At 60.3% G+C, this 21,956-nt stretch carries 22 protein-coding genes; 13 read left to right on the forward strand and 9 right to left on the reverse strand.

Features of this window, described 5'->3' with window-relative positions; all coding sequences use genetic code 11:
• Positions 1-143 precede the first annotated feature (143 nt).
• Genes C1896_19295 through C1896_19305 form a run of 3 tightly spaced genes read right to left on the reverse strand, consistent with a single transcriptional unit; the run spans position 144 to position 1,430 of the window.
• Positions 144-590, reverse strand: a complete 447-nt coding sequence (locus C1896_19295; protein ID AZZ46874.1) for a DUF1249 domain-containing protein — start codon at positions 588-590, stop codon at positions 144-146.
• Positions 587-1,204 (reverse strand): ADP-ribose diphosphatase, encoded by a 618-nt coding sequence (locus C1896_19300; GenBank protein AZZ46875.1) that lies wholly within the window; start codon positions 1,202-1,204, stop codon positions 587-589. The genes C1896_19295 and C1896_19300 overlap by 4 nt, the downstream gene beginning before the upstream one ends.
• A gap of 31 nt (positions 1,205-1,235) precedes the next feature.
• Positions 1,236-1,430: a hypothetical protein gene (locus C1896_19305; protein AZZ46876.1), complete on the reverse strand. Its 195-nt coding sequence runs from the start codon at positions 1,428-1,430 to the stop codon at positions 1,236-1,238.
• A 2-nt stretch (positions 1,431-1,432) separates the two neighbouring features.
• Between C1896_19305 and C1896_19310 the strand changes: the two genes are divergently transcribed.
• A complete protein-coding gene (locus C1896_19310; protein ID AZZ46877.1) occupies positions 1,433-2,158 on the forward strand; it encodes a DUF3298 domain-containing protein in 726 nt (241 codons plus the stop codon).
• Positions 2,159-2,251: 93 nt separating this feature from the next.
• On the opposite strand, the gene C1896_19315 is transcribed toward C1896_19310, so the two are convergent.
• The 6 genes from C1896_19315 to C1896_19340 form a co-directional block, all read right to left on the reverse strand.
• Positions 2,252-4,243 (reverse strand): hypothetical protein, encoded by a 1,992-nt coding sequence (locus tag C1896_19315; GenBank protein ID AZZ46878.1) that lies wholly within the window; start codon positions 4,241-4,243, stop codon positions 2,252-2,254.
• A gap of 52 nt (positions 4,244-4,295) precedes the next feature.
• Positions 4,296-5,315: a glycosyl transferase gene (locus tag C1896_19320; protein ID AZZ46879.1), complete on the reverse strand. Its 1,020-nt coding sequence runs from the start codon at positions 5,313-5,315 to the stop codon at positions 4,296-4,298.
• The gene (locus C1896_19325; GenBank protein ID AZZ46880.1) at positions 5,315-6,289 is read right to left on the reverse strand and encodes an NAD-dependent dehydratase; all 975 of its coding nucleotides are present in this window, start codon (positions 6,287-6,289) and stop codon (positions 5,315-5,317) included. Before C1896_19325 ends, C1896_19320 begins: the two co-directional genes overlap by 1 nt.
• A 131-nt stretch (positions 6,290-6,420) precedes the next feature.
• On the reverse strand, positions 6,421-7,209 hold the full coding sequence (locus tag C1896_19330; GenBank protein AZZ46881.1) for a hypothetical protein: 789 nt from the start codon (positions 7,207-7,209) through the stop codon (positions 6,421-6,423).
• A 38-nt stretch (positions 7,210-7,247) separates the two neighbouring features.
• Positions 7,248-7,853 (reverse strand): adenylyl-sulfate kinase, encoded by a 606-nt coding sequence (cysC, locus tag C1896_19335; protein AZZ46882.1) that lies wholly within the window; start codon positions 7,851-7,853, stop codon positions 7,248-7,250.
• Positions 7,854-7,855: 2 nt separating this feature from the next.
• The gene (locus tag C1896_19340; GenBank protein AZZ46883.1) at positions 7,856-9,514 is read right to left on the reverse strand and encodes a type II secretion system protein; all 1,659 of its coding nucleotides are present in this window, start codon (positions 9,512-9,514) and stop codon (positions 7,856-7,858) included.
• Between the two features lie 220 nt (positions 9,515-9,734).
• Here C1896_19340 and C1896_19345 point away from each other — a divergent pair, with 220 nt between their 5' ends.
• The 12 genes from C1896_19345 to C1896_19400 all read left to right on the forward strand — a co-directional run bounded on the left by C1896_19345 (position 9,735) and on the right by C1896_19400 (position 21,693).
• Positions 9,735-10,937 carry a type II secretion system F family protein gene (locus C1896_19345; protein ID AZZ46884.1) on the forward strand — a complete coding sequence of 401 codons (1,203 nt, stop codon included), beginning with the start codon at positions 9,735-9,737 and terminating at the stop codon, positions 10,935-10,937.
• Between the two features lie 13 nt (positions 10,938-10,950).
• Positions 10,951-11,388: a type II secretion system protein GspG gene (gene gspG / locus C1896_19350; protein ID AZZ46885.1), complete on the forward strand. Its 438-nt coding sequence runs from the start codon at positions 10,951-10,953 to the stop codon at positions 11,386-11,388.
• Positions 11,389-11,390: 2 nt separating this feature from the next.
• The gene (locus C1896_19355) at positions 11,391-11,765 is read left to right on the forward strand and encodes a prepilin-type cleavage/methylation domain-containing protein (GenBank protein ID AZZ46886.1); all 375 of its coding nucleotides are present in this window, start codon (positions 11,391-11,393) and stop codon (positions 11,763-11,765) included.
• Between the two features lie 4 nt (positions 11,766-11,769).
• Positions 11,770-12,204, forward strand: coding sequence for a prepilin-type cleavage/methylation domain-containing protein (locus C1896_19360; protein ID AZZ46887.1), 435 nt, complete (start codon positions 11,770-11,772; stop codon positions 12,202-12,204).
• Complete coding sequence (locus C1896_19365; protein AZZ46888.1) at positions 12,194-12,814, forward strand: prepilin-type cleavage/methylation domain-containing protein; 621 nt, start codon at positions 12,194-12,196, stop codon at positions 12,812-12,814. Before C1896_19360 ends, C1896_19365 begins: the two co-directional genes overlap by 11 nt.
• 65 nt (positions 12,815-12,879) lie before the next feature.
• Positions 12,880-13,980, forward strand: a complete 1,101-nt coding sequence (locus C1896_19370) for a hypothetical protein (GenBank protein ID AZZ46889.1) — start codon at positions 12,880-12,882, stop codon at positions 13,978-13,980.
• 136 nt (positions 13,981-14,116) lie between these two features.
• On the forward strand, positions 14,117-14,908 hold the full coding sequence (locus C1896_19375) for a hypothetical protein (protein AZZ47743.1): 792 nt from the start codon (positions 14,117-14,119) through the stop codon (positions 14,906-14,908).
• On the forward strand, positions 14,905-15,498 hold the full coding sequence (locus tag C1896_19380) for a hypothetical protein (protein ID AZZ46890.1): 594 nt from the start codon (positions 14,905-14,907) through the stop codon (positions 15,496-15,498). The genes C1896_19375 and C1896_19380 overlap by 4 nt, the downstream gene beginning before the upstream one ends.
• A complete protein-coding gene (locus C1896_19385; protein ID AZZ46891.1) occupies positions 15,495-15,959 on the forward strand; it encodes a hypothetical protein in 465 nt (154 codons plus the stop codon). The genes C1896_19380 and C1896_19385 overlap by 4 nt, the downstream gene beginning before the upstream one ends.
• 46 nt (positions 15,960-16,005) lie before the next feature.
• Positions 16,006-18,237, forward strand: coding sequence for a general secretion pathway protein GspD (locus C1896_19390; GenBank protein AZZ46892.1), 2,232 nt, complete (start codon positions 16,006-16,008; stop codon positions 18,235-18,237).
• A 780-nt stretch (positions 18,238-19,017) separates the two neighbouring features.
• The gene (locus C1896_19395; GenBank protein ID AZZ46893.1) at positions 19,018-20,433 is read left to right on the forward strand and encodes a hypothetical protein; all 1,416 of its coding nucleotides are present in this window, start codon (positions 19,018-19,020) and stop codon (positions 20,431-20,433) included.
• 192 nt (positions 20,434-20,625) lie between these two features.
• Positions 20,626-21,693 carry an acyltransferase gene (locus tag C1896_19400; protein AZZ46894.1) on the forward strand — a complete coding sequence of 356 codons (1,068 nt, stop codon included), beginning with the start codon at positions 20,626-20,628 and terminating at the stop codon, positions 21,691-21,693.
• Positions 21,694-21,956 lie beyond the last annotated feature (263 nt).

Genomic DNA, 21,956 nt, shown 5'->3' on the forward strand with positions numbered 1-21,956 from the left:
TTTGGCGAAATCGCATAAGAATTATGGTGGCTGGGAGTTGCAGGGGTAAACCGCGCGATGCGGGCATGCATCACAGAACCGCTTGGGAGCATCATCGATGCATAGCACAACGCCAGCATCCATTCAGACGCGCACTGCTTCGCTTAAAGCACAGACTCCAGCTCATGGCCACAGGCCAGGCAGTGGCCGAGCCATTCTCCAAGGAACAGATTGAGCTGATTCTTCTCGTCAGGCTGATGCATCTGCGCGTTGGGATAGCTGTAAATGCCGCGGAAGCGCCGAGCATTCTCGGCGCCGATCACCTCGGCCATACGCGCATCGTGATAGACCCGCACGTCCATCTGCGGCACTGGTAACCAAGGTAGACAGTCTTGCTGACTGATGTGGACGGTAGTGGTGTAGGGGCAGCTCTCGGTCACTGTCAACACCAGCACGCCAAGCAGCCGGTCGCCCTGACTCATGGCGATCCGACGTGTATCCGGGTGGCTGCGCATCGCAGGCAGCAAGCGCATCAGACGCATGTAGTTCGCCTCGCAGGCAGCCTGCAACTCCAACAGATCGACGCGGTATCGCTCGCGGGTTCGCCTCATATCCACGCCTCCCTGATCTCGCCGCGGTTCAAGGCCAGCCACTGCAGGGCAATGATCGTAGCCGCGTTATCAATCCGGCCGTCGCGCAGCGCCTCCAATGCACTATCAAGAGACCACACAGCGGCACGGATATCTTCCCCCTCTTCTTCCAGCCCGAATACACCGCCCGCACCGACACTGCTGCAGCGGCCAACGTAGAGATGGATGCGCTCGGTGCTGCCCCCTGGGGACGGATAGTAAACAGACACCGGCCAAAGCTCGCCGAGCTCCAGGCCTGCTTCCTCGATCGACTCTCGGCGCGCCACCTCTTCAGGCTGCTCGTCTTTATCAATCAGGCCGGCAACCGTCTCCACCAGCCAGGGGTTGTCTCCATGGGCCATGGCGCCGACACGAAATTGCTCGACCAGTACCACCTCGTCGCGTTGCGGATCGTAAGGCAGCACGCAGACTGCATCGTGCCTCACGAACAGCTCGCGCTCGATCTCAGCGCCCATGCCGCCTCGAAACAGACGATGGCGAAGACGAAACCGGTCAAGATTGTAGAACCCACTGAAGCAGCGCTCGCGCTGGATGATCTCGACATCGTCGGCGCCGGCTTTGAAAATATCGTTCATGAACAACTCACATATCGGTTTATTCAAGCACCTACCGGTACCAGAAAAAGGCTGCAACCGTCACAGCGTGAGCGGTCTCTCTGCTGCCATCGTAGCGCGCCATTTGCTCAGACGCAGCCCTTAGCAGACCATTCGCACGCCGGAAGATGCCCAGCTGGCAATTCTCGAACTTCGCTCTGCTTACGCACTCGAACCCGCACTGAAACCGCCGCAGGAGCCAACCCATTGATGCCAATCCGCAATGCCATCGCGTTAATAGCATTCAGCCTGCTCATTGGAGGTTGCCAACACTTCGGTGGAGAACCGCCTGTGGAGGCTCGACAGACTCTCAGCGAGCAACGTCCAGCCGGCTGTCCTGCACAAGACGATAGCTGCCCATTGGTGAACATAGATACTCAGCAGTTTGAAAACGAGCCCGCACTGAACGCGCTGATCGACCAGCGGTTGCGCGAGATGACGGTAAACAGCCCGGATGCAGAAGTCCCGGCGTCGCTCGAGGGTTATCAACAGGCCTTCCTGCGAGACGCGGAACCAGGCTGGAGCAGCTATCTTCAAGCCAAGCTGCGCGAACAACATGCGCCGCTATTGGTGGTAGAGCTGTCGAGCTATATCCACACTGGCGGCGCTCACGGAATGCCCGGACGCGGCTTCATCAACTTCGACCGATCGCAGGACCGTGAGCTGGAGCTCGCCGATGTACTGCTGCCGGGCAAGGAAGGCGCCTTCTGGCGCGTTGCCGCGAAGGCGCATCAGCAATGGCTACTGGCCAACGAGCACGATGCCGCTTTCAGCCGTCAATGGCCGTTTCAGCAGACATCAAACATCGCGTTCCTGCGCGACAAGGTCTTGCTCAAATACGACGTTTACAGCATCGCACCGTATTCGAGCGGCCATCCTGAACTGGAGATTCCACACGAGGTACTCACCGGCATAATACAACCAGAATACCTTTAAGGTCCGGCGCACTTCCGACCCGACTTGCAGCACAACGTTAGCGATGGTTGCGCCTGCAGGTCTATCAGATCCGCGAACTATCGGGAACGGCGCCTAAATGAGCGGCTTGCCTTCCCGTTGCCGATAAACCCAGTCGACAATCTCGTCACGTGGCAAATAGCCGTCCACGGTAGCGCGCATCACCAACCGGACCTGCTCGAAGTCATCGCGTTGTAAGCCGTGAATAAGCCTATCGAGCACATCGCAGAACTGGCCCCAAGGCAGGCAAGCTTCGTTGGCAGTCAGAATCATCGGATGCTGTGTCGGGGTGACATTATTGCCAATCAGCAATTCTTCATAGAGCTTCTCGCCCGGCCGCAGACCAGTGAACTGTATGGCGATGTCGCCTGCTGGATTCCTCTCAGTGCGAACGGAAAGCCCAGAGAGATGGATCATTTTCTCAGCAAGCTCAGCAATTTTTATGGGAGCCCCCATGTCCAGGACAAACACATCCCCGCCCAGCCCCATAGACCCTGCTTGCAAAACGAGCTGCGCGGCTTCTGGGATTGTCATGAAGTAGCGAGTGATCTGCGGATGCGTGACCGTTACGGGCCCGCCACGGCGGATCTGCTCCCGAAAAAGCGGTATTACCGAACCGGAAGAACCCAGCACATTTCCAAACCTGACCATCGTAAAACGGGTCCGGTTGACCTGATTGACGCCGGTCGGCTGCCCATACAACACCGGAGCTGCTTCCTGACTGAGCGCCTGTAAGGCCATTTCGGCAAGACGCTTGGTGCTGCCCATGATGTTAGTCGGGCGCACCGCTTTATCGGTCGAGATCAGCACGAAATGTGACACGCCAGCCTGGATAGCCGCCTGCGCGCAATGCAGCGTCCCCATCACGTTGTTCAAAACGCCTTCGGCAATGTTGTGTTCCACCATCGGTACATGCTTGTAGGCCGCAGCATGGTAAACGGTATCCACATTCCAGGTCCGCATGACGTCTAGCAACCGATGCGGATTCCCAACCGAGCCCAGGATGGGTATCAGATCAAGCCGAAGCGCTTGCTCACTCACCTGCTGTGCCAATTCACGGTGGATGGCGTAAAGGCTGTATTCGCTGTGATCTAGCAGAATCAGTGTCGCTGGTGCTAGCTGCACGATCTGCCGGCTTAGTTCAGAGCCAATCGAGCCGCCGGCGCCAGTCACCAGTACCACCTTCCCCTGAATGCATCGCGCCAAAAGATCTTCATCGGGAGCCACACTGTCACGCCCCAACAGATCAGCGATATCCACTTCCTGCAGATCCTCGACCTTGACTCGGCCACTGGCTAGATCCATAAAGCCGGGCACCGACCTAACATGCAGCGGATGGGGTTCCAGGTCGGCCAGAACCTCGCGCCGCCGCGCCCGAGTCGCGGAGGGAATAGCCAGCAGTATTTCACTGGCGCCAGTATCGGAAATCATTTGAGCAATATGCTTGGGCTTGTAAACCTTGAGGCCGGCAATTACCCGATTGGTAATATCAGCATCGTCGTCGATAAAGGCGACAGGTCGCATCGCACGCCCCATCCGCAGCGCTGCAGCCAGTTGATTACCCGCCGCACCCGCACCATAGATGGCCACGCGGGGCAAGCCATCATCGCGACTGAATGGAGCAACCAGCATCCCTCGATACCAATCGCCCAATACATATTGACGCAACAGCAGGCGCAGACCGCCGAGCAACATCAGGCTGATCCACCAGTAGTTGAACACCAGCGACCGTGGCACCAGTGCCGGCGCATCGCGGTACCAGTAGATTGCCAGAGCCAACAGCAACGAAGAGAGCGTGACTGCCCTAGCGATAGTCATCAGCGCATCGTTGCCCAGATAACGCATGACAGCGCGGTACATCCCTATGCGGATAAACAGCGGGATCGCCAGCACCGGCGCGAGAGCAAACAACCAGGCGTGGCCACCGAACGGATCCACTTCCTCGAAAGACCCCAGGCGCACTACGAAAGCCAGCCACAATGACACCCAAACGAGGATAACGTCAGCGAAGACCTGTAATAGGCGCTTGTAGCGTCTCGGCAGCCTTAGTAGATAGTCACGCAGCATCAAAGAACCTGCCTAATTGCAATTCGTAGGAGCAGGCGATGCCCCACCAATATCACTCCGCAGAACCCGCACGAAGCCAAACGCAAAGTCCAACCAATGGCGAATAGGCAATGACTAACGCCACGGTCCCATCGACTAAGCCGGCAGCTACGCCAATGGCCCAGGGCAGAAGCCAACCCAGTGTGATAACCGCCACCGCGAAGGTTACCAAAACGTGTCCGCTCACCCGCCGAGCGGCAGACTGATACGCATGACTGCGATGCGCCTGATAGACCGGCTCGCCACGCAGCAGACGGTGTAACAGCGTGAAAGTTGCATCGACAATGAACACCCCCAGTAAAATCAGCCAGCTCCACAGCAATTGTGGCGCTACCCAGGCGGCGTTCAGCGCGAGAATCGCAACAATGATGCCCAAGAAGCCACTTCCCGCATCGCCCATGAAAATCCGAGCGCGAGGAAAATTCCAGCAGCCGAAACCGGCTACCGCCGCGATCAACAACCATTCAACCTGGCCCAATGCACTCGGGGCTCTATCGGGCATAGCCACGGCATAACAAAGCAAAGCGCCAAGACAGGCGCATATCGCTTCGATACTGGCGATACCGTCAATGCCATCCATGAAGTTATAGAGATTTAGCATCCACACTAGAAACAGCAGCGCCAGCAGGTGCCCCATCCAACCGAGATCCAGCGTTGCACCGAAGACGGTTAGCGAAGGCAACCCGCCCAGCCAGAACAACGCCCAGCCCGAAGCCAGAAAATGCCCCAGCAACCGCCAACGAGCAGCGATATGCCCGTGGTCATCGGCGAAGCCAAGCGCTGCGACGCCCAGCCCCGCCCCAACAACGGCCCAGATCAGCGATTCGCTGGCTAGCCCTGCAAACGGCAGCGCGGACAATCCAACGGCAACTACCGCAACGATCGCCACGCCGCCGCCCCGTGGGGTGGGCACCGAATGGGAACTGCGTGCGTTGGGCACGTCGATCAGACTTCGGCGCAGCGCATAACTCCGCAACCCAGCGGTGAGCACAAAGGACGCGACGAATGCCAGCGGCAATATCCACCAGGGCATCACGACCTGCTCTGATATAGATAATCCCGAGCCGTTTCTCCCAAGGCATCGTCCACCCGTACAGGCGGCGCCCAGCCGAGCAGTTCCTGGGTCTTGCTCATGTCCACTTGCAACGATCCACAGAGCCGCGCATGGACATCCTCGCGCCCCAGCAACCGCGCCGCCATAGCCAGCCAGCCACCGGGTATCGCCAGCAGCCTTGCCGGACGTCCAAGGGCAGCAGCCAGGCGGCGCAATAGCTCGCTGATCGACAGATCTTCCCCGTCACATACCATCAATGTTTGATTGGCCGCTGCCGGATGAGCAATGCAGGTATCGATCAAATCGACCAGATTGCCCAGCGCCACTAGGCTGCGCTTGTTGTTTAGACCACCCAGCGGCAAAGGTAGGCCGGTCGAAAGCCAGCGCATCATGCTACGGAAGTTGCCCTTCACACCCGGCCCGTAAACTAGCGGCACGCGAATAATGACGACTTCCAGCCCTGTGTCCTCTGCCAGGCTGCGCAGCTCCCTTTCCGCTTCGAGCTTGGAGACTGCATAGGGGTCCATCGGCTGTGGCGTATCACCGTCTTTGAAAGCGAGCCCCGGACCGGAAGATTCTCCGTTGACCTTGACCGTGCTAAGAAAAATGAAGCGTTTGGCTCCGGCTGCAACCGCACCTCGCGCCAGCTCGAGTGTGAGGTCAACATTGACTTTGCGAAATTCGCCCAAGGGGTCAATGGCTGTATCGCTCATCACGTGCACACGGGCCGCGCAATGAACTACAACGTCTAAGTTCTCGACCGGTGAACCCGCAGCGAAAATACGATTGAACGACGGGACGACAGGAACGACAGGAACGACGCCCACAGGAAGATTAGAGTCCACGCGACGAATCCAGGCCAAAACGTCTCTATCTCCCCGCGCGACAAGACGTGTCAACAAAGCGCCACCGACGAACCCTGTACCACCTGTCACGATGATCTTTCTTTTCAAACTCAGCCTCTGGCTTTTGCAGCGATCCTCGCCGCGAAATACGGATTCTACGCAGTCTTTCGCTTAAAACCGCAGTTATCGCAAACGCGATATCACATGTAGAGCGCCGCAGCGTGCACAGCAAAAAGGAATCAACCGACCAGCAACCTCAACCCACTTGCTCCAAGCAGACAGCCGATCGCCATGTTGAGCCACTGAACCGCCAGTCGCCGACTCAGCCAGACACCGATCAGCACGCCCGGTATCGACCCGGTAAGCAAAGCGGCCAGAAGCGCCCAATCAACCGCCCCCGTCATCCAGTGCATTGCCCCGGCCACAAGCGCCAGCGGTATGGCATGCGCCATGTCTGTCGCCACCAACCGAGCACCCTGCAAACGAAAGGGATATAGATACAGCAAGACCACGGCTCCCAGGGCACCGGCGCCGACGGACGTCAGACTCACGGCGACTCCAATGAAGGAGCCCGCGGCAACCGTAAGCCCTCCCTGCCAGCACTTGAACTGCTTGGCGCGCGCCAAGCGCAATGAAGTCCCCAGCCGGTGCAGCTGTTTACGGCAGAGTACCCCTAACGCCGACAACAACAGCAGCCAGGCCATCGCGTCACGTATCAACTGGTCCAGCGCACCTGGCCCCTCCTCCCTCCAATAGCCCAGGCTCACTCCGACGAGCAGCGCCGCCGGCAAGCTTCCGATCAACAAACGGCGCAGCACCACGCGGTCGATCGTTCCGGCGCGGTAATGAACCGCGACGCCGCACGTCTTGGTCACAGCGGCAAACAACAGGTCGGTCGCCACGGCAACACCTGGGGCGTAGCCGAACAGCAGGACCAGCAGCGGTGTCATCATCGCCCCACCGCCCACCCCGGTCAGCCCGACGAGAATGCCGACCCCCAGTCCTGCGAGTATCAAAGGATCAAGCATTCACACCCACCGCTGCACGCGCAGAGACACACGCCACTTCAATGGCCGACGAAGCGATTGTCCAGATACTCCAGAATCTCGTTGACCACCTCCGGAAGGTTCCGGTCCAGGGTCTCCAACCGGATCTCCGGGCTCAGCGGCGCCTCGTAGGCGGAGTCGATCCCCGTGAAATTCTTGATCAGCCCCGCGCGCGCCTTGCCATACAGGCCCTTCGGGTCTCGACGCTCGCATTCGGCCAGTGGTGTATCGACGAATACTTCGATAAAGGCGTCACTACCAATGATGGTACGCGCCAAGTCTCGATCAGCTCGAAACGGCGATATGAACGCGGTGATCACGATCAGCCCGGCATCCACAAACAGCCGTCCCAGCTCAGCGATCCGGCGGATATTCTCCTCCCGATCCGCATCGCTGAAGCCCAGGTCGCGACACAAGCCCATCCGCACGTTATCCCCATCGAGCAGATAGGTATGACGCCCGCGCTCGACAAGCGCGACCTCCAACGCGTTGGCAATGCTGGATTTACCTGCCGCACTGAGCCCGGTGAGCCAGATGGCGGCGGGCGTCTGGCTTTTCAACCGCGCTCGTGTATTGGCGTCGACGTCTACCCGCTGCTGCACGACGTCCGAATTCCCGTTTTTCATGCTCATTCCATATCCTGCTCAACGTAAGCGACACGCATGACCTCTTCGATGCTGGTCAGGCCTCGGCTAGCCTTGATCAGTCCATCCTCAAGCAGGCCGCGATGGCCTTGCTTGCGGATCAAAGCCTTCATTTCCTGCAGCGGAGCCTGTCGGTTGACCAATTGCTGCAACGCACCAGTCAACGGAATCAACTCGTAGATCCCCATCCGGCCGCGATAACCTGTGTTATGGCAATGAGAGCAACCGACCGCACGCCTCCAGTCACCCTGCCCACCGCCGCCCAGCGCATGCCACTCGGCCGGCAGCACTGGCGCCTCGTCCGGCTCTGCACAGTGCCGGCACAGCTTGCGCACCAGCCGCTGAGCCTGAACACCGCGAACCGAAGCGGCCACCAGAAACGGCTCGAGCCCCATGTCGACCAGACGAGTGAAGGCCGATGCTGCGTCGTTGGTGTGCAAGGTCGACAGAACCAAGTGACCAGTCAACGCTGACTGGATCGCGATTTGCGCCGTGTCCAGGTCACGAATCTCACCAATCATAATGGTGTCCGGATCCTGGCGGAGAATGGCGCGCAACGCCCGTGAAAAGGTATAGCCGATCTCGGCGTGGGCCTGGATCTGCGTCACGCCTGGCACCTGATACTCGACCGGGTCCTCGACCGTGATGATCTTGTTGCTACCGTCGCGCATCTCGCCGAGTGCGGCATACAGAGTCGTGGACTTACCCGAACCAGTAGGGCCGGTCACCAGCACAATGCCGTTCGGAAAGCCCAGCCACTGCTTGAGCATCTCCAGATGATCGGTTTCGAACCCAAGCCCCCCCAGCGACAGCTCTTCCCGATTCTTGGGCAACAAACGCATCACGATCGACTCGCCAAAAATGCCCGGAGCGGTTGAGACACGAATGTCCATGTCCTTGCCGCTCAAGCGCAGCGTGATACGCCCGTCCTGAGGGAGGCGCTTTTCTGCAATGTCCAACCCAGCGATTAACTTGATACGCGAGCCAACCGCGGGGTAACGCTCGAACGGCTGGACCATCCGCGTATGCAGCACGCCATCCACCCGCATGCGCACCGTGAAACGGATTTCCTCCGGCTCCACATGAATATCCGACGCGCCCGAATCCACCGCCTGCGCCAGCAGGTTGTTCACCAACTCGACGACCGGGGCCTCTTCGATAAGGCTCTTGAGTGTCTGGCTATCGTCACGAAACAGATCGGACACCGCACTCTCGCGACGGATCTGCCCGACCAGGTTATCGATGTCCTGAGCTCTTGCCAGGTGTTGCTTGTGGGATCGATCGGGAAAGGTATAGGTCACCAGATCGATGACGCGCGAATCAGCCAGGTCCCGGGCGATCATGTGCAGATCGCCCTCGGCCTCCCATAGCACCAGATTGTTATCCAACAGCCAATCCAGCCGAACCGGAAGCTGAGCCATGAAGGCATAAGCATCACTGGGCGCAGGCATGGCGGCGGCGGCCATCAATGGCAGCCCGGACTGCTCGGCGAGTACGGCCAGCAGCGCATCTTCGGACAAGGCACCCATACGGATGAGAATCGAGCCCAGCCGGCCGCCAGTCTGCCGCTGCAAGTTCAGCGCTCGCTGCACGTCATCTTCACTGACCATGCCCGCCAGGACCAGACGCTCCCCCAACCTCATCGCAACTCCTCGGATCGCCGGCGCAGCGCGCCGAACGATCAAACGTTCTCAGAGGGCGCATTCTAGCGACCATGCCAGTGCTTTCACACAAAAGCTCATGACCGGGTGAAAACAAATACGGACAGCCGGCACTGAAGAATGAAACGGCCGAGCCGACAACATCCGCATTAATCCCTACAATGCGCCGCTTGCCTGCACTAACTGAAACAGGTTTTACACGATGAAATTCGCCTATGACGGTTTCGATGCTCAGGGTGAGCGCCAGACCGGCCTGCTGGAAGCCGCCAACAAGGTCGACGCCTTGCGCGAGCTGCAACGCAAGGCGATCACGCCCATCGACCTCAAGGCAGATGAAGGCAAAAAGGCCCCCGGCCTGTTCACGCCTCGATTGACGCGACAGCACATCACCCAGGCGCTGCATGAACTGACGCGCCTGATCGAATCCGATGTGTCGATTGCTGAATCGATCGAGGCCATGACCGACGCCGGTCATCACGAACGGATCGACCACGCGTTCGCAGGCATAGCGCGCGCTCTGCAACATGGCGAATCCTTTTCCGAAGCGCTTGCAGGCAGTGGCCTGCCACTGCCTGACTACCTTCTCCACTTGGTGCGTGCCGGAGAGCTCACCGGCGATCTCGCCGGAGCGCTCAAGCGCGCCCAGGAAAAAATGGAATATGACGATCGCACGGCGAACGAGCTCCGCAACGCCTTGACCTACCCCATCATTCTGGTGATCGCCGGCATCGCGGCGGTGCTCCTGATGTTCATTGTGGTGGTCCCGAAATTCAGCGGCATGCTGGACAAAAACAGCGCCACGGACATGCCATGGCTGGCGACCGCCGTGCTGAGCAGCGGCACCTGGTTTAACGCCAACTGGGAGGTGCTCCTCGGCGGGATCGCCCTCGCCGTATTTGCGGGCCTTGCGGCGCTTCGCCAGCCAGCCATGCGCGCCAGCCTTACCAACTGGCTGACACGGCTGCCCGTGATCGGCAGCTGGCTCACTGAAACCGACATGGCGAGCTGGTCCTATACCCTGTCCGCCATGCTCGCCTGCAAGGTCGAGTTGCTCGCGGCGCTGAGCCTGTCTACCGCCTCGATGCGCATCCCCCGCCGGCGTGCCGCCATGCAGGAGGTGATCCGCCAGGTGCGCGCAGGCAAGAGCGTCTCCTCTGCCCTGGAGGAAACGCACACCCTCAACCGCACCGGCATCAATTTGATAAAGGTCGGCGAGCGGACAGGCCGGGCGGCGGAGATGCTCGCATCGCTTGCCAACCTCTACGAAGAAAACAGCAAGAACCGGATGAAAAAGCTCATGGCGCTCATCGAGCCCGTGGCCATCCTGCTGATCGGCTCGGTGATCGGCGTTATCATCCTTGGCATCATCCTGGCCATTACCAGCGTCAACGACATGGCCATCTAACCTCGGAACCCCTATGAAGCTGTCATCTTTCGCCACCCGCCGCAGCCGCGGATTTACCCTGATCGAACTGTTGGTCGTCCTGGTCATTCTCGGCATGCTCGCCGGCCTGGTCGGCCCCCGGCTGTTTTCCAACGTCGACAAATCCAAGGTCAAGACGGCCGACACCCAGGTCAAGATGTTGCGCGGCTCGCTTCAGACCTACCGTCTGGATGTGGGCAGCTACCCCAACACCGAACAAGGCCTCGCCGCGCTGATGCACAAACCTGCGGATGTTGCCAATTGGCAAGGCCCTTACCTCGAAGACGAGCTGCCCAAGGACCCGTGGAACAACCCCTACGTCTACAAGAGCCCGGTCGATAATCTTCAGGGCTTCGCGTTGTATTCCCAGGGAGCCGACGGCAAGCCAGGCGGGGACGGCCTGGATGCCGAAGTAGGCTATCTGGAAAAGTAGCCATGCGAATGCCGGTACGCGGCTTTACCCTGATTGAGTTGCTGGTGGTGATCACCATCATCGGCCTGATTGCTGGCGTCGTTGCGCCTCGCTTCATCAACCTGGGCGACAAGCTGACTGTGAAGAACCAGCTGCAGGAGGTCCGACAGAGGGTCAATGGCCTTCCGCTTTTGGCCCTGCGCAACGGCACCCAGTTGCGCATCGGTGCAAAAGGCGCCCCACTGGATCTGCCAGACGGCTGGCGCGTCCTCGCCAAAACGCCGGTGATTTACCAGAGCAACGGCAGCTGCCTGGGCGGCGAGATCGAGATATGGCAAGGCGACAGCAAACGGGACAGCATCAGCCTTCAGGCACCGCTCTGCCAGTGGCGCTCGTGACCGTATGAAACCCATCTACATCCGACAACAGGGCTTCTCGCTGCTCGAAGCCATCGTCGCCCTGGTGATACTTGCTGGCAGCTGCATGGCGCTGTTCGCCTGGATCAACGGCAGTCTGGTGCAACTGCAGCGCGCCGAACTTTACGTAGAAGCCGGCCCGGCAATCGCCAGTGCCAGCCAGTACCTGAAAACCGTGGACCTGGCCCAGCGCCCCGAGGGTGCATTCAATTCCGGCAACATCACTGTCGACTGGCAGGCGAACGCCATTGAGCTTGACGTATCCCGAACCGCATCCTATGGCGGCAGCAATTTCCTGCTGTCGCTGTACGCGGTCACACTGACCCCGCACACAGCCAACCGCTCCCTACCCCCGCTGCATACCCGCATCGTCAACTACCGGCTCAAGCCAGGCCTGCCCGAGCCTACCGATGGCTTTTGAACGACGGCATCGCAACCAGCGAGGCATGACCCTGCTTGAGCTGCTGGTCGTTATGACGATACTTGCGCTGGTGACCAGCCTGCTGATGCAGGGCTTTGGCACCGCGCTGAGTACCTATGAGCGCGTGCAGCGTCGCCAGAGCGAGGGCATGCCGCTCGAACTGGGCTATCGCTGGTTCTCCGAAACGCTAGCCGGCACTCAGGCCGAACTTGACGCTCCGCGCCATTTCAGTGGCGATGCGCAACGACTCGGCGGCGTCACGCACCAGCCGTTGCAAGGGAATAATGGCCGGGTGAGCTTTTTCAGCTGGCAACTGAGCGAGGCAGAAACCGGCGAATTGAAGCTGTCCTACAGCCAGCCAAATGGCATCGACTGGGAGATCGTACGTTGGCCGGCAGGCAGCCGAGGCCGCTTCATCTATCGCGCCCCAAATGGCTCGGCCGCGGAGCGGTGGCCGTTGCCATCGGACAATGCCATGCAAACTGCAGACGACGGCAGCATTCCGGACGCCATCGCATTGGAAGTAACACCTGCCGACGGCCCGACCCTGCGCTGGTATGCCAACCTGCCCGGGCGCACCTATCCTCGCCTCGACTATCGCGACTTCTGATGATTCTCCCCCCCCCTTCAACAGAAGCAGGCTATGCCTGCGAATCGCTCCCTCAGAGTGAGCCGATGCTGCGCGGCGGGGCTGCCACCTCGAGTTCGCGGGCATGGCCCGTCCATGCAGCGGGGAAGCGCAGCCAGGGCTTTGCACTGATCGCCGTGCTGGGTCTGTTGATGGTGCTGTCGCTGGTCGCCGCGTTCATCTCCAGTTATGCGGAACAACGCCTGGAGCAGACCTTCCAGCTGCGACAGCAGCTGCAGGGCCGCTTGGACCAGGATGCCACGCTCGCCACGTTGCTGCATGTGGTCGCTACACGCCCCCTGGTCCAGAACGCCTATCTGCTGCGCAGCCCACCACCTGCAGAAAGCAGCTATGACCCTTTTTCCAATACGGCAGCCGACGTTGATATCAGCGCCTACCCGCATCTGTTCGTCGATGGCCGACGCTATCAGGGCATCGGCAACAGCAGCTTCGCCCTTCAGGACGAAGGCTCGCTGTTAAGCCTGCTCGACCCGGATCGCGAACGCTGGACAGCGCTGTTCAGGCAGAACGGTCTGACGCCGCAGCAGGCCGAACGCTTTCTCGACCAGCTCCAGGATTACACCGACCAGGACGATCTGCGTCGCCTCAATGGCGCCACCTCGAGCGACTACCTCAATCAGGGACTGGCGCCGCCTCCGCAGCGCCTGATGATCAGCCCCGGCCAAGTGTTCAACCTGCTCGACAGTACCGCCCTGCATGGCCCGCTGCTGGCGATGCTCCCCTTCGCGACCACACGTAGCGGCCAACTGCACAACCTCAACACCGCGCCCGCCGCGGTGTTGCAGACTATCCCCGGGATCGATGAAAACCTGGCCGAAGCCCTTGTCCAGGCACGGCAAATCAAGCCCTTCGCAGACCTGGCGGATGCCAACGAGCGCCTTGGCCGGATCATTCCGCTCGACCCTCTCGCAACCCCCAGCCAGGCCTCGCCGTACCTGAGAATTAAGCTATGGGCGGTCATGGCCGATTGCAGACAGCCGACATGGCTTGGGCTATCATCCACGCCCACTTCCAGAACCACCCCTTGGGAAATAGATTATCTCTTCTCGCTTGACCACGAGCAGCCTTGCCGCACGCCTCAGCCAGTGGCTTTCCCGCCGCTGCTCGAGCCAGCAATGGACGGTTGACCGACACGAAATCCGGCAACAAGCGTACGCTGGCTTGCGGCCTCGCGTTCTGCTGTCGAGAGAGTTAAGCCTTTTTTTCAACCTTGATTTCAGCAAGATTCCAGCAAGCAAACGCCCCCAGGCGCTCCAGCAACAATTGCTGCTGCTCTCTCCCTTCAGCGAGCCTGGCCATTACGCGAACTGGCAGGACGGGCGTGCTCAGCTGTGGATCTGGGACCAGGCTGCGCTGCTGCAGCGCGTGCCGCAAGCCGCGCGCTACAGCATCCTGCCGGATTCCGCGCTGAGCCTGACCAACTCGCTCACCGACGGCGAACGCATGGTGTCAGGCATCAATGGGCTTGAATGGCAGCGCTGGCGAGACGGCCAGCTGATCGACAGCCGCTGGACCACCAACGCCACATCCGAGCTGCCGCAACTCGACCTCGACCTGACCCAACGCAGCCCGCTGCAGGCAGCCGATCGCCAGCTCGTGCAACGCATGGCCCTGGCGGGCGTCGCCGCCATTCTGTTCGCGGCCCTGCTGATCCAGTCAGGCGCCTGGCTGGACTTGAGCCGGCAGCAGGAGCAGCTCGCTATCCAACTGTCGGAACTCGAGGAAGGCAGCCAACTCCAGGCGCAAGCGCGACGGCGCGTCCTGCAAAGCCGGGACCGCTGGCTCACCCGTCAGGCACTGTTCAGCCACCGCCAGGGCGAATTGATTGCGCGTATTGGCGAAGCATTACCATCCAGCGCCAGCCTCTGGCAGCGCTACGACTACCAGCCCGGCCGCCTGCAGATTTTCCTCCTCGACCCGAGCCCGGACCCGCGCGACTACGTCCGCCGCCTGGATGAAACCGGGCTGGTCGATAGCGTCCAGGTACAACCCGAGCCGCGTAACAACATGGTGACGCTGCAGGCCGTCCCCTTTGCCGCCGGAGCCAATCGATGAGCGCCTGGCTGCGGCGTGAATGGGCGCAGGCCCGCGAGCAACTCGACGCCAACCCACGGCTGCGCCTGGGCGTGTTGGCGATCCCACTGATCGCCCTGCTGTATCTGAACCTGCTGCTGGGCGATGCGCGCAGCGAGCAACAGCAGGCCATTCGCGATATCCAGGAACAACTTCTTGATGCCGGCCAGCTGGCCGGGCAGGACGAATGGGTCGAGCGCCTTGACCAGGCGCGTGCCCGACTCGACGATCAGGCCAAGCGCCATTTCGGCAGTGCCGACAGTGAAGCCTTTGCCCGCGCCGACATACAGGCCAGCGCCCAGGCGCTACTTGCCGAACAGAACCTCGAACAGATCCGCATCGAGGTTTCGACCGCGGGCAAGGCCGACCCCGCAACCGGACTGATTCCGCTGCAACTGCGCCTGGCGGGCAATGCACAGGGCGAACAGCTCTATGCACTGATCACTGCCATGGAGACTGCCAAACCCACCTATCGCATCGACAACCTGAACGTGCAGGCACAGCGCGACAGCCACTTGGTCTTCTCGTTAATCGGCACCGCTTGGTACCGCCCTTGGAGCAGCGCCGAATGAATGCGCGACTGATCCTGGCTGCACTGACACTGGTGCTCGGCCTGCCGCTGATCGGCTACCTCTGGCCACAGCCGACGCCCAGCGCCCTGCAGGATACCGAAGAAGGCTGGGCTTGGCCTGAGGCCGCCAGCGAGACGCCACGCGCCGAGCTGCCGGAAAACCTTGCCAACTATTGGCCGGGCAAAAAGCCGACCAACAGCACTGAAGCGGACCCGGCGTCAGCCGATAGCCAGCGTGGGGCGACACAGCATGACTGGAAGCTGATCGGCGTGATTCGCCAGGGCAGCAGCCTCAGCGCCCTGGTGCAGGATCCGCAGCAGAACATCCTTACGCTCAGACCCGGTGACCGGCTGGATGAGCAACGCCGCGTAAGCGAATTGAAGCCGACGTCCCTGCTCTGGCGGGATGACGAAGGCGGCACTGGCGAGTTGCCGCTCTATCCCGAGCCAGCCGCAGAATAGAAAAACCCCGGAACATACCGGGGCCGCCGACATTACGAGAATCTACATGACCTCCAACGCTCAGCCCGGCCAGCTCCGCTGCCGCCTCTCGCGCTTCCCTCTCAGTTTGCTCACGCTGGCCGTTATGCTGAGCGGCTGCGCCATCGATCCCAGCCCTACGCCACTGCCCGAGCCGATTCGCCCGCCGCAGCAGCAGGAAGCCTACGATGCCAACCTGCAGCAGGGCTCGGTGCGTGACGAACAGACGCTCAAGGCGCAGCGCTTTCAGACCACGCCCGGCCGGGTGCGCAGCGGCCCGACCTATGTCGAGGCCAGCGCCGATGCCCTGGGCCAGGACCTCACCGGCCCGGCAATTAGCCTGAACCTGAACAACTTCCCGCTGCCGGCTTTCATCAACGAAGTGTTCGGCAACCGCCTTGGCCTGTCTTTCAGCATCGCCCCCGCGCTTCAGAGCAAGAGCGACCTGGTATCGCTGCGCCTGAACGAGCCCCAACCCCCGGCCGACATCTTCGCCACGGCTCGCTTCGTATTGAATGATTATGGCGTTGCCATCGCCGAGCGCGAGGGCGTGCTGTATTTCCAGGTCGCCGACAACACCGCCAATGACAGCCTGCCGCTGTTGGTCAGCGGCAGCGCCCTTCCCGATGTGCCCATGTCGCACCGCCCGGTGTTTCAGCAGATCCCCATGCGCGTAGTACGCGCTGACTCGATGGTCAGCTGGCTTAACGAAATGTTCGCCGGAAGCAGCTTGCAGGTCAGCAGCGATGCCATCACGAATTCCGTACTGTTGCGCGGCCCTATCGACCTCATACGCCAAGCCAGCCAAGCCATAGAAGTGTTCGATAAGCCGGCACTCAAGGGTAGCCACAGCATGGCCATCAGCCCGGTTTATTCGGACGCAGATGCCCTCGGGAATGCCTTGATTAGCGTCTTGCGAGCAGAAGGATACGACGTGTCTGAAAGCCCGCCGCTTGGTGGTGTTACCGTCTTGAGACTCAAGGACCTGCAGCGCTTGATCATATTTGCCGCAGACCCTGAAGTTCTCAATACAGCCAGGCACTGGGTGGAACTGCTCGATCGCCAGAGCCAGGAGCAGGTCGAAAGCGGCCTGTTTGTCTATCAGGTGCGCAACACTCAGGCTGCCGGCATTGCGACGATGCTTGGCGCGCTCGGCTACAGCGCCAGCATCCCAGATACAGGGCTGAACAACAGCAATACCAGCAGCGCAACGGGCAATAGCGCAAGCAGCCTGACCGGAAGCTCAGGCTTTGGCAGCACCTCAGGCAGCCGCGGTGCAAATAACAGTGTCAGCAGCGGGCCTACGACAATCCAAGGCAACCCCGAGCAAGGCAATGTCGTGGTAGACGCCAACCGCAACGCCATTATTTACAAGGGCAGCGGCCAGCAGTGGCTACAGCTGCGTCCACTACTCGAAGAACTGGACCGCCCCGTGCCCTCGGTGATGATCGATGTGCTCTTGGCGGAGGTAAACATCAACGACCGCGAGGGCCTGGGTATCGACTGGCGTAACATCACCGCCAGCATCGGCGCTACAGACCTGATCCTCGGCACCGCGAATGGCATCGGTGCCAGCGGTCTGAATATCAGCGCACTGAACAGCGCCGGCCAGACCAAAGCGGCGCTCAACGCCTTCTATGAAAACAAGCAGGCCGTGATCCGCTCCAGCCCCAAGCTGATGGTTCGCAGCGGCGAGGAAGCCCATATCGAAGTGGGTAATGAGATCCCAGTTGTAACCGGTACCACGCAGTCTACTGACACAACCAATGCCCCAATCACCCAGACAGTGCAATACCGGAAGACCGGAGTATTGCTCAGTATAAAGCCCACGGTGCAGGCCAGCGGCGTGGTCGACCTGCAAGTCAGCCAGGAACTATCGGAGAGCACCGATACCGGGACCGGCGCAAGCCTCACACCCATCATCAACAACCGCAAGGTAGAAACCACCCTGACGCTGCGTGACGGCGGCTCCGTGATGCTGGCTGGCCTGATCTCCAGCAGCAAGGGCCGCGGTGATACCGGTGTGCCGCTACTGGGCGATATTCCCTGGGTGGGCAACCTGTTCAAATCCCAGAGCGCCAGCGAGAACCGCACCGAGCTGATCGTGATGATCATCCCCTACATCATTCGCGACTTCGACGAGGCACAGAGCCTCACGAGCAGCTATCAGGAACGTCTGCCTCTGAACAGCGCACCAGACCTGGACCGTCGCGGCTTCAACAGGCTCCCCGAAGCCAATCCCACACCACCCACCCTGTAGGAGCGGGCCACGCCCGCGAACCGGTGCCACACCACAACCGGGGCCATCCCGCACACCTTGCACGGCCCCGCCACACTGCCCTCGCCACCAGCCCGCCACACCTCAGCGCCCTAACCTCGCTTCAACGCCATTCCACCCCCTGCAATCGCCCCGCCTGCAGGAGCAGCCCATGGCCGCGAACCGCCCCCACCAAACCAAAGCCATGCCTTACACAACCCCACAGGCGCATACGACACCCGCACCACAACCGCACACCCACCCCTCCCCGTAGGAGCGGCCCATGGCCGTGAACCTGCACTGCTTCCAGAACACCGCCCCTACCGCGCCACCATCAGCCCCCACTAACCCAGCCCACATTTCCAAAAGCAGAGTGTGCGCCTCGGCACCACTAGCAACACCCCCAAACCAGGTGATGACACAGGAATTAAACCACCACCCTCATCGCCAGCCATACGGCGCCATCTATCTGTCGGCATATCCGCACAAAGCCGACAAACGGCTCAATTCCCCGCTAAACCCGCACCAACTCTAGGCCTTACCGCTTAACAGCCGTGATATTGACGGCAATATTTGGTCGTATAAGCCATCAGAGCTAATCCTTTATACTTGCACTTTGATACCGGATCGATATCATCCACCTCGGCCAACCCCTGGGGGGGAGACCCACCCGCCGAATGCCGCTCGTTCCCTTCCGGAAGAGAGCGAGCACCCGTAAACGGCAGGTGAAAGGACGGTTCGAAGGACTTCGAACCAACACAACATTTGGAGTGACTCCGCATCATGAAAAAGACACTACTCGCCCTGGCAGTTTCTGCCCTGAGCATCAACGCATTCGCAGCTAACGTTGACTTCACCGCTGCCTCGCCAGCCGTAAATACCATCGCAACCGAGCTGTCCCTGCCGGCAAGCAACCTTGTCACCACTGCGGACACCTTGACTTGGGATCTGGGCTTCTCGGTTACCACCGCGACCCAGCGTTACATCAAAGTTTCCCTGACAAATGGTGCTAAGTTCACGAACGCCCCAGGCGTCACAGCTGGCGCTGCTGCTGGCGCGCTCTCCCAAGGCGGCGCAGGCCAGAGCTTCGTTATCATGGAAGTCACTCCAGCCGCAAACTTGGCACCGACTGATGATGTCGTCCTAACCCTGAATAACCTAACCCTGACTGGCAAAAACGAAGTCGGCGTTAGCTACCAGCTTTTCGAGACCGCTGTTGATGCCGTCAATGGCACCAACGCACTGGTTAACGTAGCTGCCAAGCCTTACATCAAATTCGGCACTGGCCTGGTTGCTACCTTCCAGCCTTTCAGCGTTCAGCGCGTAATCGATGTTGCGGCTAACCCCACGTCCACCGCTTTCACTGGCGCCCTGGATGCCAACAGCGCCAAGATCGGCGCGGTCGCGATCGACGCAGTTCCAAGCTTGGTCAACTACAGCATGGCGCCCGTTACTCTTGCCAGCCTCGTAGGTGCAGGCACCGCGCTGGAAGTCGAAGGCGACTTCTCTGCAGGCCTGAAAACTGCTGGCGCGCTGGTCCCAGCTGCTGTGAAGCTTGCCGGTGATGCAACTGACGCTACTGGCACTCCGGCCAGCTCGCTGACTTCGACCAAGGCCACATTCGTAATCGACGCAACAGTGCTAGGCAACCCGGCCACTCCAGCTTATGTTGACGTTGTTTACCACGTTGCCGGCGGCGCAGCCAACACCATCGCACCGTCCAGCTACACCGCTAACTACAAGGTCGTTCCGGCTGCTAACACTACTACTGCTGGCGTGAACATCGGCAAGATTGGTGAGCTGGCCAAGAACGGCGCTTCCCAGTACGTTGACCTCGCTCTGAAGCCGGGCGGCGCTTACGAGAACTTCGTTCGTATCTCCAACAAGACCAACGTTGCCGGTAATGTTTACATCACCGTCATCGCTGACAATGGTGCCCAGCAGACCATCAACCTGAGCGACATCGCTGGTCAGTCCGCGTCCCTGGCTGCCCGTTCCTCCACCACTCAGATCAGCGTCAAGCAGATCTTCGACGCTGCCGCCGCCAAAGGGCTGGTATTGGCCGGTGAGGGCAAGCTGCGCCTACTGGTTGATGGTGAGTTCCCGGCTACCGGCACCACCACCAATGCCAACGATTACGGCCTGAGCGTTCAGAGCTACACCGTTGCCAAAGACGGCAACAGCTTCGCCACTTTCTAAGCTTTATTTGAAAGCGGTTTAGCTGGATGAAAGGGCAGCCCACGGGCTGCCCTTTTCTTTGTCTGTAACCGACAGCTATCGCACCAACGACTCATATCGTAACGTCCCGTACACCGCTGCTGATGCGCACCATGGTTTAATAGTTTCCGACCAAGCCTGATACTACGGCGCCCGTACCAGATCGAAACGCAGATGACGACTCCTTCATCACCGACTGCTCGTAAGCTTCCCGCTGCCGACGGAATACGCGGCGCTGCCTGTCTTATAGTGCTGGTCATGCATGGCCTGAGCTTTTGCTGGCCGCAAATATTTCCTGAGCTTAGGGGCGGTGGTAAGTATGGCGTCTGGCTGTTCTTCGTGCTCAGCGCCTTTCTGCTTACCCTGCGCTTGCAACAAAAAGGGTTCGGCGTCGGCAATCTTGTCGATTACGCCCTGGGCCGCAGCCTGCGCATCCTGCCCCTCTATGCACTGGCGTGCCTGTTCTATTTCGCAGTTGGCCACGGCATTCAGACCACCGAGCAACTGTGGTCAGCCCTGACTTTCCAGCAAGGCTTTATCCACCTCTGGACCATTCCGGTGGAGTTCAAGTTTTATCTGTTATTGCCACCGCTTGCGTGGGCCGGACTGGCGCTGCAACGGCGCCTCGGCAGCGCAGGCTCGCTGATCGGGGCGGTCGCTTTGCTAGTTGCGCAACAAGCACTCTGGCCCTATTGGGCGACGCCTGAGAGTTCAGCCAATACGCGCTGGTACATTCCGTCCTTTCTTTTTGGCATCCTGGCAGCTCTACTGCTGCCGGCAATGCGCAGTCTGCCCCGACATAGGCTGGCTACGCCCTCTGCGCTGTTTACCCTGGGCGTATTGTGCTTGGCACTTCCCGGCGCTCGGCTATGGCTGTTCGGGACGCCCCTAAGCGGTGACCTTCTGGACAAGCATCTGTACCTCAGCCTGCTCTGGGCTGTTTTCGTCCTGCTGCTGGTAGACGGCGACGGAATCGTGGGGCGATGGCTGTGTAGCCGTCCGATGGCGTTTCTCGGCGCCATCAGCTATTCAGCCTACCTATTCCACTTGCTTGTCATGCTGCCCATAACCACACGCTGGCCAGAGCAACCAGCAGCGTTTGCCGCGTCCATCATTCTTTCCGTTGCGGCCGGAGCATTGGGCTACTACCTGGCCGAACGCCCGCTTGAACAGGCGCGCAAGCGAATGGCAGGGTCATTCCAGCGGGCAAGCCGGAGTGAGTCACAATCGCCATCCAATTAACCAGGCCCTTCGAGAACAATAAAAGGAGACTCCGCAGCCTGCGCCGCGCTGATTTCAGCAAACCGCTACCAAGCTTCGTCAGATTCTCAAGCGCAGCGTGCCGTACCTAAGCTCAAAGCCAATAAGGCCGGCGCAGGATTAGCGGTTGACGGCCACGCACGCACCGCTGCCCACCCGAGTGCTTCACTCGTGTCAGGCGCCAGCGTCGAACGCATAACCTGCTGGACTAGTGGGAGCAGCCATGTACTGCGGCAAGCCCGCCG

It is taken from the genome of Pseudomonadaceae bacterium SI-3 (assembly GCA_004010935.1).
In the GTDB taxonomy this organism is placed as follows: Bacteria; Pseudomonadota; Gammaproteobacteria; order Pseudomonadales; family Pseudomonadaceae; genus Stutzerimonas.

Bases quoted from the DNA above. Each gene is read 5' to 3' on its own strand.
- C1896_19390 (AZZ46892.1), top strand. From the start codon at position 16,006: ATGACCTCCAACGCTCAGCCCGGCCAGCTCCGCTGCCGCCTCTCGCGC.
- C1896_19340 (AZZ46883.1), bottom strand. From the start codon at position 9,514: ATGAGGTTGGGGGAGCGTCTGGTCCTGGCGGGCATGGTCAGTGAAGAT.
- C1896_19305 (AZZ46876.1), bottom strand. From the start codon at position 1,430: ATGGGTTGGCTCCTGCGGCGGTTTCAGTGCGGGTTCGAGTGCGTAAGC.
- C1896_19345 (AZZ46884.1), top strand. From the start codon at position 9,735: ATGAAATTCGCCTATGACGGTTTCGATGCTCAGGGTGAGCGCCAGACC.
- C1896_19330 (AZZ46881.1), bottom strand. From the start codon at position 7,209: ATGCTTGATCCTTTGATACTCGCAGGACTGGGGGTCGGCATTCTCGTC.
- C1896_19300 (AZZ46875.1), bottom strand. From the start codon at position 1,204: ATGAACGATATTTTCAAAGCCGGCGCCGACGATGTCGAGATCATCCAG.
- C1896_19360 (AZZ46887.1), top strand. From the start codon at position 11,770: ATGAAACCCATCTACATCCGACAACAGGGCTTCTCGCTGCTCGAAGCC.
- C1896_19295 (AZZ46874.1), bottom strand. From the start codon at position 590: ATGAGGCGAACCCGCGAGCGATACCGCGTCGATCTGTTGGAGTTGCAG.
- C1896_19380 (AZZ46890.1), top strand. From the start codon at position 14,905: ATGAGCGCCTGGCTGCGGCGTGAATGGGCGCAGGCCCGCGAGCAACTC.
- C1896_19385 (AZZ46891.1), top strand. From the start codon at position 15,495: ATGAATGCGCGACTGATCCTGGCTGCACTGACACTGGTGCTCGGCCTG.
- C1896_19365 (AZZ46888.1), top strand. From the start codon at position 12,194: ATGGCTTTTGAACGACGGCATCGCAACCAGCGAGGCATGACCCTGCTT.
- gspG (AZZ46885.1), top strand. From the start codon at position 10,951: ATGAAGCTGTCATCTTTCGCCACCCGCCGCAGCCGCGGATTTACCCTG.
- C1896_19320 (AZZ46879.1), bottom strand. From the start codon at position 5,315: ATGCCCTGGTGGATATTGCCGCTGGCATTCGTCGCGTCCTTTGTGCTC.
- C1896_19370 (AZZ46889.1), top strand. From the start codon at position 12,880: ATGCTGCGCGGCGGGGCTGCCACCTCGAGTTCGCGGGCATGGCCCGTC.
- C1896_19395 (AZZ46893.1), top strand. From the start codon at position 19,018: ATGAAAAAGACACTACTCGCCCTGGCAGTTTCTGCCCTGAGCATCAAC.
- cysC (AZZ46882.1), bottom strand. From the start codon at position 7,853: ATGAAAAACGGGAATTCGGACGTCGTGCAGCAGCGGGTAGACGTCGAC.
- C1896_19310 (AZZ46877.1), top strand. From the start codon at position 1,433: ATGCCAATCCGCAATGCCATCGCGTTAATAGCATTCAGCCTGCTCATT.
- C1896_19315 (AZZ46878.1), bottom strand. From the start codon at position 4,243: ATGCTGCGTGACTATCTACTAAGGCTGCCGAGACGCTACAAGCGCCTA.
- C1896_19400 (AZZ46894.1), top strand. From the start codon at position 20,626: ATGACGACTCCTTCATCACCGACTGCTCGTAAGCTTCCCGCTGCCGAC.
- C1896_19355 (AZZ46886.1), top strand. From the start codon at position 11,391: ATGCGAATGCCGGTACGCGGCTTTACCCTGATTGAGTTGCTGGTGGTG.